The sequence below is a fragment of the Carboxylicivirga caseinilyticus genome, assembly GCF_050589785.1.
In the GTDB taxonomy this organism is placed as follows: Bacteria; Bacteroidota; Bacteroidia; order Bacteroidales; family Marinilabiliaceae; genus Carboxylicivirga; species Carboxylicivirga caseinilyticus.
On sequence record NZ_JBNGOX010000044.1, the window covers coordinates 17,635 to 32,833 of the forward strand.

The 15,199-nt window shown below is 36.1% G+C and carries 13 protein-coding genes; 1 reads left to right on the top strand and 12 read right to left on the bottom strand.

The window, feature by feature from the left end; genetic code table 11:
• The first annotated feature begins 56 nt into the window (after positions 1 to 56).
• Positions 57 to 1,448: a dihydrolipoyl dehydrogenase gene (lpdA, locus tag ACRD62_RS18360; RefSeq protein ID WP_430821567.1), complete on the top strand. Its 1,392-nt coding sequence runs from the start codon at positions 57 to 59 to the stop codon at positions 1,446 to 1,448.
• A gap of 44 nt (positions 1,449 to 1,492) precedes the next feature.
• Here lpdA and ACRD62_RS18365 read toward each other — a convergent pair whose 3' ends face one another.
• The 12 genes from ACRD62_RS18365 to ACRD62_RS18420 all read right to left on the bottom strand — a co-directional run bounded on the left by ACRD62_RS18365 (position 1,493) and on the right by ACRD62_RS18420 (position 15,109).
• Positions 1,493 to 1,834, bottom strand: coding sequence for a TM2 domain-containing protein (locus tag ACRD62_RS18365; protein ID WP_430821568.1), 342 nt, complete (start codon positions 1,832 to 1,834; stop codon positions 1,493 to 1,495).
• Positions 1,827 to 2,147: a DUF2752 domain-containing protein gene (locus ACRD62_RS18370; protein ID WP_321405363.1), complete on the bottom strand. Its 321-nt coding sequence runs from the start codon at positions 2,145 to 2,147 to the stop codon at positions 1,827 to 1,829. The genes ACRD62_RS18365 and ACRD62_RS18370 overlap by 8 nt, the downstream gene beginning before the upstream one ends.
• A gap of 74 nt (positions 2,148 to 2,221) precedes the next feature.
• The gene (locus ACRD62_RS18375; protein ID WP_430821569.1) at positions 2,222 to 3,175 is read right to left on the bottom strand and encodes a hypothetical protein; all 954 of its coding nucleotides are present in this window, start codon (positions 3,173 to 3,175) and stop codon (positions 2,222 to 2,224) included.
• Positions 3,176 to 3,181: 6 nt separating this feature from the next.
• Positions 3,182 to 4,534, bottom strand: a complete 1,353-nt coding sequence (locus tag ACRD62_RS18380; protein WP_430821570.1) for a peptidylprolyl isomerase — start codon at positions 4,532 to 4,534, stop codon at positions 3,182 to 3,184.
• Between the two features lie 147 nt (positions 4,535 to 4,681).
• Entirely contained in the window at positions 4,682 to 5,542 is an 861-nt protein-coding gene (locus ACRD62_RS18385; protein WP_430821571.1) for a hypothetical protein, read from the bottom strand.
• Between the two features lie 64 nt (positions 5,543 to 5,606).
• On the bottom strand, positions 5,607 to 7,532 hold the full coding sequence (locus ACRD62_RS18390) for a peptidylprolyl isomerase (protein ID WP_430821572.1): 1,926 nt from the start codon (positions 7,530 to 7,532) through the stop codon (positions 5,607 to 5,609).
• A 212-nt stretch (positions 7,533 to 7,744) separates the two neighbouring features.
• Positions 7,745 to 9,214, bottom strand: coding sequence for an IMP dehydrogenase (gene guaB / locus ACRD62_RS18395; protein ID WP_430821573.1), 1,470 nt, complete (start codon positions 9,212 to 9,214; stop codon positions 7,745 to 7,747).
• 242 nt (positions 9,215 to 9,456) lie between these two features.
• Complete coding sequence (locus tag ACRD62_RS18400; RefSeq protein ID WP_430821574.1) at positions 9,457 to 10,272, bottom strand: ZIP family metal transporter; 816 nt, start codon at positions 10,270 to 10,272, stop codon at positions 9,457 to 9,459.
• Between the two features lie 84 nt (positions 10,273 to 10,356).
• Positions 10,357 to 10,908, bottom strand: a complete 552-nt coding sequence (locus ACRD62_RS18405) for a GNAT family N-acetyltransferase (protein WP_430821575.1) — start codon at positions 10,906 to 10,908, stop codon at positions 10,357 to 10,359.
• A gap of 35 nt (positions 10,909 to 10,943) precedes the next feature.
• Positions 10,944 to 11,570, bottom strand: coding sequence for a carbonic anhydrase (locus ACRD62_RS18410; RefSeq protein ID WP_430821576.1), 627 nt, complete (start codon positions 11,568 to 11,570; stop codon positions 10,944 to 10,946).
• 99 nt (positions 11,571 to 11,669) lie between these two features.
• Positions 11,670 to 13,202: a carbon-nitrogen hydrolase family protein gene (locus ACRD62_RS18415; RefSeq protein WP_430821577.1), complete on the bottom strand. Its 1,533-nt coding sequence runs from the start codon at positions 13,200 to 13,202 to the stop codon at positions 11,670 to 11,672.
• An 11-nt stretch (positions 13,203 to 13,213) separates the two neighbouring features.
• Positions 13,214 to 15,109: a mechanosensitive ion channel family protein gene (locus ACRD62_RS18420; protein WP_430821578.1), complete on the bottom strand. Its 1,896-nt coding sequence runs from the start codon at positions 15,107 to 15,109 to the stop codon at positions 13,214 to 13,216.
• Positions 15,110 to 15,199: the final 90 nt, after the last annotated feature.

Sequence of the window (15,199 nt, forward strand, 5' to 3'; positions counted from 1 at the left end):
ATCTTTATATATTTGCTATTTAAAATTTGTCTAAATAAGAATTAAAACACAATCATATGAATTACGATGTTATTGTCATTGGTAGTGGTCCGGGTGGTTATGTTGCTGCAATCAGGGCTTCACAATTAGGATTAAAAGTAGCTGTTGTTGAACGTTCTGAATTAGGAGGTATTTGTTTAAACTGGGGATGTATTCCTACTAAATCTTTATTGAAAAGTGCCAGTGTTTTCGAATACTTACAACATGCCGAGGAGTACGGAGTGACAATTGAAGGTGAGGCTAAAGCTGATTTTACTGCGATGGTAAAACGAAGCAGAGGCGTTGCTGAAGGAATGAGTGGCGGAATCCAGTATCTGTTTAAAAAGAACAAGATTGAAGTCATTAAAGGTGCTGGTAAGTTATTGGGAAATAAAAAGGTGGAAGTAACTACTGAAGGTGGTGAAAAACAAGTATACCAGGCTGATCATATTATATTGGCAACAGGAGCACGAAGCCGTCAGCTTCCTAACCTTCCTCAGGATGGAGAAAAAGTGATTGGATATCGTAAAGCGCTGGTTTTGGATAAGCAACCTGAATCAATGATCGTGGTTGGATCCGGTGCTATTGGAAGTGAATTTGCTTATTTCTATAATGCCATTGGTACTAAAGTTACTTTGGTTGAATATATGCCAAACATTGTTCCTGTTGAAGATGAAGAGGTGTCAAAACAATTGGCCCGTTCGTTTAAGAAAGCAGGTATTGATGTAATGACAGGAGCTGAGGTAACTAAAGTGGATACATCAGGTGCTAAGGTAAAAGCTGTTATTAAGACCAAAAAAGGAGAAGAAGAGATGGAAGCTGATATTGTATTGTCAGCCGTAGGTATTGCACCTAATCTTGAAAATCTTGGATTGGAAGAAGTTGGAGTTGTGGTTGAAAATGGCCGTGTTAAGGTAGACGAATTCTATAAAACATCTGTAGATGGAATTTACGCAATCGGTGATATTGTTCCAGGACAGGCATTGGCTCACGTTGCTTCAGCGGAAGGAATTATTTGTGTTGAGAAAATTGCCGGTCATAAACCGGAGGCGCTGGATTACGGAAATATTCCGGGCTGTACCTATACAGTACCAGAAGTGGCATCTGTTGGTATGACGGAAAAAGCAGCAAAAGATGCGGGATATGAGCTAAAGGTAGGTAAATTTCCATTTTCAGCATCAGGTAAGGCAAGTGCAGCCGGTCATAAAGATGGCTTTGTAAAATTGATTTTTGATGCTAAATATGGTGAGTTGTTAGGTGCTCATTTAATTGGAGCCAATGTAACCGAAATGATCGCTGAATTAGTAACCGCTCGTAAGCTTGAGACTACCGGTCATGAAATTATTAAAGCAGTACATCCGCATCCAACTATGTCGGAGGCTGTGATGGAAGCTGCAGCTGCAGCCTACGGAGAAGTAATACATATTTAATAAAGAAACAGATAAAGAGAAAAGGGGCTTAAGGCCCCTTTTTTTTATATCAGCATCTTGATTTCTCGAGCAACTCTTTGATTGTATTCAAATGCCAGGTTTTTATGATTGACAAGATCAACAATAGTTCCGATCATACACAATCCTCCGGTTAATAAATAAAGAATTCCCATTCCTATCTGGTTGACCAAAAAACGATGTATTCCTGATACACCCAGGAATCCAATTAGGGCTGTTAATAAAATGGTTTGTGGATCTTTTCTTCTTCCACGATAGATTAAAATAAAGTTCTGAACCTGATCATCAGAACTGTCTTTTAATAATGATTCAAGAAAGATGGCTTCTTCACTTTCAGCCTCTGGTAGCAAAGTAAAAATTCTATTCATAATTTGTCGAATTAAAGGTTTTTAGTTTAATGTCCGGTTTAAGTATTTTATAGGCTCTGAAAATCAATATAACAATCGCTAAAAATCCAATAGGATGTGCCTGCCAGGATTCTAAAAAACGTCCTTTAAAAAAGAATGCAATAGAATGGCCCAAACCACACCCAGGGCAAAAATCAAAGCCCAGATTTTTAAATAGGCAAAGTGAATAATGGGAATCTGCTTCAGGGTTGGTAAATGCCAGTAATATCAATGATAAGATCCAGAAATAAGCTTCAATATGACCTTTTCGAAACTGATACTTAATTTTTACCACCTAAAAGCTTTTAACGATATTAAATTAATGAAAAAATTCTGTTATTCACTCTTTCGTCGCAAAAATAAATTTTTTTATTGATTCGAACCTTTAATTGTGTTTTTAATAGATGTTAATTGCTGTTCATTTAATTGTTCAATAATGGCAACAGTGGGGAAGTAACGCGAATGGATAGTATCTTTCTGTAAAATGTAGCTAAACTTTAGTCCCTGTTCTACCAGAGAATCCTGTTCGCTATTACAATTGAGCTTATATAATTGAGGTTGAAATATTACTTTGGCAAAGTGTTTGCCATCGCGACATTTTACAAAAAAGCCTGCTTCTTTGCCATTTATATTGTAGTTTTTTTGATAGCCAAAGGAGGGGGCTATTTCCATTTCAAGAAAGAAGGAATCACTGATTTGTTCTTTGTATATTGGCAATATACCTCCTTTTTCTGCACTTAATAATTCCAGATCAAACTTACTATTCACTTTTTTCAGGTTCAGCGATAAATCGAATGTTGTGACATTTCTCTGCTTATTGATGAAGTCAAATCCGTATTGTTCTGTTAATATGATCTGTTTTTGATTTAAGTTTGTATAATGTGCTTTCTGACTTATGAAAGGTGTGTTATGGTCGAAACCGTCTTCGTTAATACTTAAAAACAGGTTACTGGACTGTTCTGATCGTTGTAGAAAAAGTGTATCAGGAAGTGTCTCTTTATTAGTATGGAATGAGTTGGTGTATGACTGGTAACGCGAATTCTCAATAAAAACAGAAACCAGATAGGCTTTTTTAATAAGACAGGAAAAATTACCGGACTCGTCTGTAATCAGATTGATCTTCTTTTCTTCAGAGTGGTCTATATTAAGCTGATATACAGCTTTGGTTTGAATGTTGGTAAACGGAATGGGGTGAGAAGTTTCTGCATCCAGCAATACTCCGCTCCAGACAATATTATAGGATTCCTTTGAACAAGAAAGAAACAGGAATACCGTTGAAAGTATTCCTGTTAATAGTTTTCTATGGAATCCTTTGAGGTTCACATTCTTTTATTCTTTTACCCATCCCGCATAATTGAAGTCGCAATTCGCCCAATTCTTATCGATGGTAATGTAGGTTTCTTTTTGTTTTGTTTTAATCCACTTATCAAGAGTTTCCTGCTGCTTTTTATTTTCAAGCATTAGTTGAAGCATTTGATAGTCATCTTTAATGTTTGCTTTATGTGGATCGGTTTTCTTTTTTAGTTTAACCAGGCAGTATGTCTCTTTTCCTTTAGCCTCGTCCAACATATAAAACGACGGTGAAATATCATCCACATTCATTGTTTGCAGTTGTTTGTTGATGGCAACAGGAATTTGCGACATCTCGAATTTTGCTGTTCCGGTTTGTGGATTTAGCATCAAACCACCACTTGTGCGTGTGTCTTTATCCATCGAAAAACGAAGAGCAGCTTCTTCGAAAGACATGGTGTTGTCCATTATCAAACCACGAATAGTATCCAAATTTGCTTGTGTTTCTTTGCGAGCTGCTTCCGAGACTTTTGGTTTAATCAATATGTGACGACAGTTGATACGTTCTCCTTTACGATCAATCAACTGAATGATATGATATCCGAATTCTGTTTCAACAATTTTGGATACTTTGTTTTTATCCTGCAGGTTAAAAGCCACACTGGCAAACTCAGGTACTAATTGTGCACGCGGCATCCAGCCTAATTCACCACCTCTGGCAGCCGATCCTTTATCTTCAGAATATAATACCGCTAAGGTTGCAAAGTCACGTCCTTCGTTTATTTGACGTTGAAAATCGCGAAGCTGTGTTTTAACTCGGTCAATTTCTTTTTGCTCAATTTTAGGATACAGTACAATTTGTTCCAATTCAAATTGAGTTGGAATCATTGGTAAACTGTCCTTATCAACATTGCGGTAAAATGCTCTGATTTCAGCTGGTGTTACTTTAATGTCTTTGGTAATTTCTCCTTTCATACTTTCAGTAAGCATTTGAGTTCTTACCATTTCCATCTGATCTCGTTTGATCTGAAGCAATGACTTATTGAAGTATTCTTCCAGTTTTTCTTTGCTTCCAATTTGATTGATAAAGTAGTTGACGCGGGCATCAACCTGATTTACTACCTGGTTTTCGCCTACTTCAATACTGTCGAGTTTGGCTTGATTCAGTAATAATTTACTAATCAATTGTTGTTCGAAGATATTACATTTTAAATCGCCGGGGAAGTTTACTCCTTCCATCAGGGCCTGTTCGTACTGATGTTCAATGTCTGATTTCAGAATTGCATTATCACCAACAACAGCAATCACCTCGTCAATAATATTGTTTTGAGCAGTAGAATTAAAAGTAACTAAAATAGAAGCAAACAAGCTAAGTATAATTATTTTTCGCATGTTATCGTTTTTGAAATTCCTTGTTTTAATGAGGGCATATCTATGCCAGTTAAATAGTATAAACAAAGGTGTATTATTGACTTGCAAATATAAAAAAAAGATTAGCTTTTTAACCTTAAAAAGGCGAATTGCAAGATGTTTGTGCTTTTAATAAAATTTAATCGATTTATTATTCAGTCCTTCTTCATACAAATCGGTCTCCAGTTGCTTCAGAAATTCCATTCTTTTTTTATTTATCAGAATAGATTTAATTTTTTCTTCTACATACTCAATCGGAGCCAGATCCGATGGAAGTTTAAAGTCTTTAATCGACAGGAAATACTGATTTAATGAATCGGATGTGTTGTAAATCTTATTGTATTTTACAAACTGATCGGTTCTGCTGATTGGTTCCGGTAATGCCCGGTTAATTTCTTCCATGGGCAACCAATGATCCAAAAATATCTCATACTTCCTAGCATTCTGAAAACAATAAGTTTCCAGTTTTACCAGATCTTCCTGATCTTCTGATCGATAAAGTTTTTCCAGTGTGTTAATGTTCGGAGCTGTTTTAGGAACAATAACGAATGTCCCTTTGATAATTACATCCTCCAGGCGAAAGTTATCCTCCATATCGGTGTAACACTTATTTATTTCATTACCTGTAATAAACGGACTGAATTTCTGTGCCAGTAATTTTTGTTGGTATTGATGAATAAGCAACGATCGACGATATTCTTCAAGGAGCCTTTCAACATCTTTTTCTTTGGGACTAAGGTTCAACTCTGCTTTTTGAAGTAGCAATTCCGACCGAATCCAGCGGTTGATATAATCCTGAACAAAAACAACACTGTCTTCAACAGATAAATGATTAGGAACTGCAGAACCCAGCATACGATATGTTAACTGATGGTCGCCAACCGCAACAAGTGGTCTTGCACCCGGATCATCAGGTGCTGAAGAACACCCGTACATTACACTTAAACTGATGGTTAAAACTAAAGCCAGATATTTTATTGAATATCTCATTATAAATTGTTGAAAAAGATGCTATTGATACAAATATACAATTCTTGGATCGCTTCCGGAATTATTATTTTTTATCTTTTACTACCGATTCGTTGATGACAGGATTGTATTTAGACCTCAGCTTAGCGATCCATTGATCCTCCAATTCTTTTTGATAATCAGATAGAACCTGTCCTCGAACCTCGCTCAATTCACGTTTTGCCAAAGGTTTAAGGTCTCCTATTTTAAGCAGGTATTTAAAATCGCCTTTTATCTTTGATTTAATTCCCCAAACCTGTTGATCAAGCAGTGCATTTTCACCTTTTGTAAAAGAACCTTCTTTAATTGTGCCAAAAGTAGAAATTACATCTTTTAAAGAATCTGTTAATGCAAAGTCAGGAGCAGATATTATCGTCTGAATTTCTTTCAACTCTTTCTTTTTATTGCATTGAATAATGGTTCCTTCAAATCTTTCAGGAAGGATATAGTCATCTTTGTGATTAGCAAAGAAGTTTTCTAATCCTGTAGTATCTTCAGATGCTTTGTTCCAGATTTCTTTTTGACTAATCTCAAAAATCAATAAGCCATCGTGGTATTCGTTCATCAGAAACCTGAATTCAGGATATTTTTCCTCGAGAACACTTTTCTCAAATGCAAGGATTTTTTCTTCAGCACACTCGTTCCAATGATTTTCATACGATTTTTCGTTGATCCTGCTAAGGACAACTTTATGCGATTTCAGATAATCAGCAAAATCTTCGGTGCTTATTTTATTATCAGAAAAACTTGCTAAAGTGTAATCTGTTGATGACATCATCGCAAGCACATCATCACTGTTTTTATCTTTGTTTTCCATGATGATTTTGTAAGCATCTGTCAATGCTTCATCATCCTGGCTGTATGAATATTCTTTCTTCAAACGAGCTATTGTTGCCATTTTACCGGCATATGCACGCTCATCACGTTTGATTTTTTGTTCGATTTCATCTCTGCTTTCGTCAAGGCTTTTCATCGGTTTTTGATCAATGCGTTTGATGATATGCCACCCAAAAGCTGTTTGAATAGGTGCTGAGATCTGACCATTCTCAGTCAATGCAAAAGAAGCTTCTGCGAATTCAGGTACCATACGGCCAGTTGTAAACCATGGTAATTCTCCATTGGTGCTCAATGAATTCTTATCATCCGTATGTTTTTTAACCATTTCTGTAAAGTCAGCACCATTCTGTAATGCCTGATAAATAGAATCGATTGCAGCTTTTTTCTCATCTTTTACATTCTGAGGAGCATTCTGTGGATACATTTTCATGATATGAGCCACTTTTATTTCTCCTTTATTTGGTCTTTTATCTTTTATATAAATAATGTGATAGCCAAAAGATGTACGAACGATGTCTGAAATATGTCCGACTTCGGTATCGTAAGCAGCTTTTTCGAATGGATAAACCATCATAAAGCCGGTAAAGTATCCTAAGTTACCTCCTTTAGCTGAAGATGGGCAATCAGAACTCTTTTTAGCCATCGTTTCAAAGGATGGAAGATCGGTAATTTTAGATTTAATTTCTTTAATCTTGTTATATGCAGCCAGTGTGTCTTCGGGACTTGGTGACTGAGGTAGTTTTACCAGAATGTGATAAGCATTTAGCTCGTATTTGAGATGATCGTATGCTTCTTCAATAACTGCCTCGGTTGCTTTTTTATCTGTCAGATATGGTTTGGCTAATTCATTGCGATAATATTCCAACTCATTTTTGAAGCTGGGAATGGTATCGTAACCCTGGTTCATAGCCTCTAAAACTTTAAGCTTATAGTTGACAAATAATGGAATGTATTCTTCCTTACTAAGCGGATTTTGCGACAGTGAATTGTTTTTGTTATAAATGTAATTAAACTCATCAACACTATATTGATGATCACCAACAACTAACAGATTGTTGTCTTGAGCATTTACAGCTACATAACTTAAGCTTATAAGGGCAATAAATAAAATACGGTAGATTTTACTTTTGTTCATTTTATATACAATTTGGAATTTGAACATCTATAAACTAACGGATGCAAATGTAAAATATTATTGATGGTAATGGATAATAATGAAACTAAAATTTGGTCTCATTATTGTTTTGTAAAAAAAATGATGTCTATAACTTTTTAATAGTAGTTAAATGAATAAAAAAACCTGAACCAATGACGGTCCAGGCTTCAGTAATATGCGTTGTTATTTAATTATCTTGAATAGTTGGGAGCCTCACGGGTGATTGATACATCGTGTGGGTGACTCTCATTCATACCTGCATTGGTAATTTTAGTGAATTTGGCCTGATGAAGATCATCAATGGTTGCAGCACCGCAATATCCCATACCTGCACGTAAACCACCAATTAACTGGTAGATTACTTCGTATAAGGTTCCTTTATAAGGTACACGAGCTGAAATTCCTTCAGGAACTAATTTTTTCACATCGTCCTCTACATCCTGGAAGTAACGGTCTTTCGATCCTTTTTGCATTGCTTCAACAGATCCCATACCTCGGTACGCTTTAAACTTACGACCATTGTAAATAATGGTATCGCCCGGAGACTCGTCAACTCCTGCAAACATGCTACCCGCCATAACAGCATGAGCACCGGCAGCCAAGGCTTTTACAATATCTCCTGAGTAACGCAATCCACCGTCGGCAATAACAGGTACCCCTGTTCCTTCTAATGCTTTGGATACATCATAAATAGCTGATAGCTGAGGAACACCAACACCTGCAATAACACGTGTAGTACAAATAGAACCCGGACCAATACCCACTTTAACTCCATCAGCACCGGCTTTAACCAGATCCAGAGCAGCTTCGGCAGTAGCAATATTACCCACTACTACTTCCAGGTTAGGATAACGTTTTTTTGTTTCGCTAAGAGTCTCTAAGACTCCTTTACTATGTCCGTGAGCAGTATCAATTACAATAGCATCAACGTTTGCCTCAACCAAAGCCTGAATTCGGTCAAATGTATCAGCTGTTACTCCAACACCGGCAGCTACACGTAAACGACCCTTTTCGTCTTTACAGGCAAACGGCTTATCTTTTGCCTTGGTAATATCTTTATAAGTTACCAGTCCAATTAATTTATTGTTGTTATCAACAACTGGTAACTTCTCGATTTTATATTGTTGAAGAATAGCGGCAGCTTTCTCCAGGTCTGTGCTTTGATTGGTGGTAACCAGATTTTCGGTTGTCATCACATCGTCAATCTTACGTGCCATATCCGGCTCAAAACGAAGGTCGCGATTGGTTACAATACCAACAAGGTATCCTGCATTATCAACAACAGGAATACCACCAATTTTATATTCCTTCATTAAATCTAACGCCTGACCAACAGTGCTTCCTTGCAGAATGGTAACAGGATTATAAATCATACCATTTTCAGCACGTTTAACAGTTAATACCTGGCGTGCCTGTTCAGCAATGGTCATGTTTTTGTGAATCACACCAATACCCCCTTCACGTGCAATAGCTATTGCTAATCTGGCTTCAGTTACTGTATCCATTGCGGCAGATACAATAGGTGTGTTAACAACAATATTTCTTGAAAAAAGACCGTTCAATTTTACGTCCCTTGGGAGAACTTGCGAGTAAGCCGGGATGAGTAAAACATCATCAAAGGTTAAACCTTCCGTAACGATTTTATCCTCAGTAAATGACATGGAACCTTGTTTTTGGGATTAAAAAATTTTGGCAAAAGTAGTAAAAAATAGTAGACAAAAACATTGTATAAATGTTAAACTTGGTTTAATAAAATCAAGCAGACCAATTGGTCTAGATGGGGTTTTTCGTTAAAAATGCAGAATTGGTTTTAAATAGTTTATTAAGAAATGTTTTTGAATCTATATTGATATTTCTATTGAACTAAATGATTATAGTAAAAATGTCTGTTTTTATAGTTTTCTTATCCTAGCGCTACATCAAGTAGCATCATGGTAGCAAATCCCAACATGGCACCAATCGTAGATAAATCCGTTTCATTGCCACTCTGAGATTCCGGAATTAATTCTTCTACCACCACAAAAATCATAGCCCCGGCTGCAAACGATAATGCATATGGCAATAATGGAGTAATGCTTAATACCAAATAAGCTCCAATAACTCCTGCAATTGGTTCAACAATACCTGATAACTGTCCATAATTAAATGCTTTTAGTCTTGAAAAACCTTCACGACGCAATGGAATGGAAACAGCAGCTCCTTCCGGAAAGTTTTGCAAGCCTATACCAAAAGCCAACGCCATGGCTCCGGCCAGTATACCTGGTTCTGGAATGTTGGCTAAAGCTCCAAAGGCTACTCCTACAGCTAATCCTTCAGGTATATTGTGTAAGGTAATTGCTAATACTAATAAAACACTTCTTTGCCACGAGGTTTTAATGCCTTCTGCCTTATCTGTTGATAGACCCATGTGTAGGTGAGGTAATATTTTGTCTACCAATAACAGGAATGCACCACCTGAGAGAAAACCAATCACAGCAGGCAACCACGCAATTCCTCCGTTACCTTCTTCCATCTCAATGGCCGGTTTTAGCAGCGACCAAAAGCTGGCTGCAATCATTACACCTGCAGCAAATCCCAACATAGAGTTTAATATCTTTTTATTAATGGATTTGAAAAAGAAAACCATTGAAGCCCCGGCTGCAGTTACTAACCATGTAAAAATGGTAGCAATCAGTGCCAATAAAATTGGATTGTATTCTAAAATAACGTCAAAACTCATTGTTCAATAAATTGTCTGATTCAATAAATAAATTTCATAAAAGTAACGAATAAGGCTCGAAATAATGATGAAGAGAAGCTTCATTTACATTTTTAAAATAGTACTTCGTCCATTGCTATTTCTTATTGACTTCCATTTAGTTCTTCTCATGGCATAACACAGTTCATCGTAATATTCATTGTTTTTAAATACTGTTTTGATAAAGGTTGCTTCTAATTTGAAATTGGATTTTTCTAAAACTCTTTGAGAACCTTTATTGGGTCCAAAAGCTGAAGCATAAAGACGATCGATGTTATAATTTTCAAAAGCAAAATCAATGATATGTTGTAAGGCAAGAGTGGCTATACCTTTTCCCCAAAAAGGTTCGCCAATCCAGTAACCAAGTTCTGCATTTTTACAATGGATATCATCTTTCGGATGTACTCCAATTCCGCCAATGGCTTCTCCATCAAATTCAATAGCAAATATATGTATGGGATCATCCTTTCGCGAAAATTCAATGAATGCCTTTCCATCCTCTTCGGTATAAGGATGCGGAAATTGATTGGTTAAATATTGAGCTACATTAGGATTATTAGCATATTTAACCAGGCTTGGAAGATCACTTTTATCCCAAGGTCTAATTTTTATATTCATAGTTAAAGTCAGGCGTTGATTAGAATTGAGGTTGTTTATTTTAAATGATAAATCTCCATTACATTCTCAAGTAATTTCTCAAAATCGATTTCAAGATCTATCAATTTCCCGGTATGCATATCCCAAACCCAACCATGAACAGTAATGTGACGATCGCGATACCCTCGTTGCACTTCAGCCGTTTTAATAACATTCAGACATTGTTCCTGAACATTTAGTTCCACCAATCTTTTATAACGATCTTCTTCTTCTTTTATAGAATTCAGTTCATCTTTATGCAGACGGTAAACATCGCGGATATTACGCAACCATGGATTTAAAATTCCAAGATCTTCTGATTGCATGGCAGCTTTTACTCCACCGCAGTAGTAGTGACCACAAATTACAATGTGATTTACTTTTAAGTGAACAACAGCATAATCTATAACCGACATGGCACTTAAATCTGTATTTGGTACCATGTTGGCAATATTACGATGAACAAATACTTCACCAGGTTTCATGCCCATTAACTCTTCAGCTGTCACCCGACTGTCGGAGCAACCAATGTAAAGAATATCCGGATTTTGACCTTCCGAAAGATTTTCGAAATATTTTTCATCCATTTTTAATTTTTCCTGCACCCACTCCTGGTTGTTTCTAAATATTTGCTGAATGTCCATCGATACTATTTTGATTTGATTTTTAAATATAATCCCATTCTTTATTACATAAGTAACAAAAAATGAATGAAGGGGTTGAATCAGTTATGAATTAATTATCTACTTACTCTTATTAAGGTGAGTAAGTGAATAAATATCTTTTCTCCGGTCTCTCAGGTTTTTTACACTGCCAAACTGGTTGAGTTCGCGAAGCATACCCAGATCAACATCTGCAATTAATATCATTTCGGTATTGGGTGTTGCTTCTGCTTTTATTCCATTGGTTGGAAAAGAAAAATCACAAGGTGTAAAAACCATGGATTGAGCATATTGAATATCCATGTTATGAACCTTCGGTAAGTTTCCAACACTACCGGCAATGGCTACGTAACATTCGTTTTCAATGGCGCGGGCCTGAGCACAATGACGTACCCGTGAATAACCATTTTGAGTGTCGGTCAGGAAAGGGACGAAGAGTATATCCATTCCTTCATCTGCCAGTAAACGGCCCAGTTCGGGAAATTCAACATCATAACAAATCAATATTCCAATTTTGCCACAATCGGTGTCGTAGGTTGTTAGTTTGTCTCCGCCTTGTAATCCCCACACCTTGGCTTCGTCAGGAGTAACATGAATTTTTTCAAATCGTTCTACACCTCCGTCTCGTTTGCATAGGTATCCAACATTAAATAATTCGTTATCTACTAATTCGGGCATACTGCCTGTGATAATATTTATGTTATAAGAGATGGCCAGCTGCGAGAAACGTTGAACGACAGCACTGGTATATTCAGCCAGTCTTCGAATAGCTTCCGGTTCTGATAAATGATTGAACTCCGACATTAATGGCGCATTGAAGAACTCAGGAAATAAAGCGAAATCTGATCGATAACCAGAAACTGCATCAACAAAATATTCTACTTGCTGCATCACTTCATCCAGATCTTTATACAACCGCATTTGCCACTGAATCAATCCTAATCTTACAATTGTTTTTGTTGTTGTAGCAGTAATGGAGGGCTGTTCGTAATAAATATTGTTCCATTCCAAGAGAACAGCATATTCATTAGATTCTTTATCTCCTTCGAGATATCCTTTAAGAATTTTTTTTGGGTGAAAATCGTTGGACATCTGAAAGTCAAGAACCGGATCGTGGATCTCTTTTTTTCGAACTTTATCAATGTACTCTTTAGGAGTCATTTCATCCGCATGTTTGTAAAAATTCGGAATTCTTCCTCCAAAAACAATGCTTTTAAGGTTTAACTTTTCACATAATTCTTTTCGATAATCGTATAGCCTTCTTCCTAATCTTAATCCTCTGAATTTGGGTCTGATAAAAACATCGATACCATAAAGTACATCGCCTTTGTTGGTGTGTGTACTAAAAGTATAATTACCTGTTATGGCACGATATGTATGGCGGTCATCAAATTTCTTATAGTCAACAATAATGGAGAGAGCGCATCCAGCCAGCTCATTGTCGATTTTTATTGCCACTTGTCCTTCCGGGAATTTTTTTAAGAGGGCTTTTATGTGATCTTCTCGCCAATAAGAGCCCGGCATATTGGAATAGGCTTCAATCATGGCGTTTTTTATGTCTTCGTAGTCTTCTATTTTAAGATATACTAATTCAATATTATCTATAATATCCATAAATGGTTATTTTATTGTTTCTGATCTTTTTTGTCAATATTTACAATGAAACCTTCCGGCTTATAATTCTCAGGGCGATAGCTTTCCGGTATTGTGGTTGTATTGCCATCCCGGGCTGCTCTGTAATGAGGAGATAGTATTTCAATCCCTTTTTCATTACATACGTCCTGAATATTCTGATGAAGGGTTGAGTAGATAACAGCTTGTTTACTAGCTTCATTTGTAAAAGCATTAATCTGGTACGATACATAGAAATCATCGAGGCTGGTTTGAAGTACAAATGGACGTGGTTCGGATAATATCATTTCGGTTTTTAAGGCAGCCTCAATCAATGCTTCGTGCATATTTCTCCACGGAATATCATACCCAATAGTGACAGTTGTGTGAACTATTAAACCATTCTCTTTTGCAATACTGGTGAAATTGGTTGTATTGCCTGTAAGAACAGATGAGTTAGGGATGGTTATCATTTCATTTTTGATGGTTTTTATTCTGGTAACCAGCATCGATTTTTCAACAACATCTCCCGAGACTTCACCTATTTTAATTCGATCGCCAATTTTGAATGGGCGCATATAGGTTATAACCAAACCTGCAATCATATTTGAAATAGCAGATGATGATCCGAGAGAGAATAATATTCCTATAAATACAGAAACTCCTTTGAAAATGGGTGAATCTGATCCAGGCAAGGAAGGAAATATCATGACAAACATAAAAGCATATAATAAAAACCTTATAATACCATATGTTGGCATGGCCCAATCCGCATGAAAGCCTGATATTTTTAATTTTTCTAATTCAATTTCATGAAAAATATATCCCACAAATTTAATCACATAGCGCATCACCAGGTAAATAACCAGTATACTGAATAAGTTTGGGAGGTAATTCCAAACACCCATAATGATACCTTTAAAAGGTGACCAGATTAATTGAAATAAGGCATCTGCCCAATGTCTTGAAAATGGAAAAATGCTAAAAACAATTGGTAATGTGATGTATAGAAGTAGTATGTAAGTAAACCAACGTATTAATTTTATTAATATTTCAATAGTTTTAATCTGCTGCTCAATGGTAAGAAAAGTATAATCTTTATAGGTAAGATTCTTTAGCCACTTTTCCTTTTGCAACATTATCAAATTCATTAATTGGCCGTAACCTTTGCCTATTAACCAGATTATAAACCAGGTGATCGAAATTACCAATATTACAAGTCCAATACGAACCATTATCTTGGCAATCTTATTTTCTTTTTTTGCTTCTATAATAGAAGATCTAATGGAATCTCTTAGTTGATTTGCTAATGTATGCATATCACTTCCATACCATATAGCATCCATTTCTGAGATACTCATTAAAATGGTTTCGCCATAAATTAGATCAAATGAAGTTTCAGAAGAATTTATCAGGATGGAGTCGGGGTTGAAAAAGTCATTGTCGTATAATTGCTCAATTTTTCTATTAATATTCTCAACTCTCTCTCTTGCGGTAAGCGCTCCGAATTTTGAATAGATGTTTAATATAGTATCGTTAAGCGTTCCTATTATAGGGTATCCTTTTGCTGTTTTTCGCAATGAATCGATATGAGCAATCTTTTCCTGTTTGCGTTGTTTATCTGCAAGTTCAATGGTTTTTAACTGATTCAGTAATTCTTCTTTTTCAAGATTGTCGGTTGTTTTAAGTCTGTTTATCTGCTTTTCAAGTTCCAGTTTTTTTAATGAGTCAGTGACTCTTTGTTGTTCCACTTCTTGCAAGCGTTCACTAATATCCAGTAATACATTAAGGTTAATCGTGTCAGATGACTGCTTTGAGCTGTCCTGGCTTAGAGTAATGCTATCAGCTTGTCCGAATGAGAACTGACCAGAAAAGAATAAAAGAACAAAGAAAAAGATGGTTTTGCTCATAACTGCCATTATTAAAAGAATGGTGTATACTATCAGCAACTACTTGATAGGTTAATTAGTTCAATTTGTTAATAAAATATACACAATTGC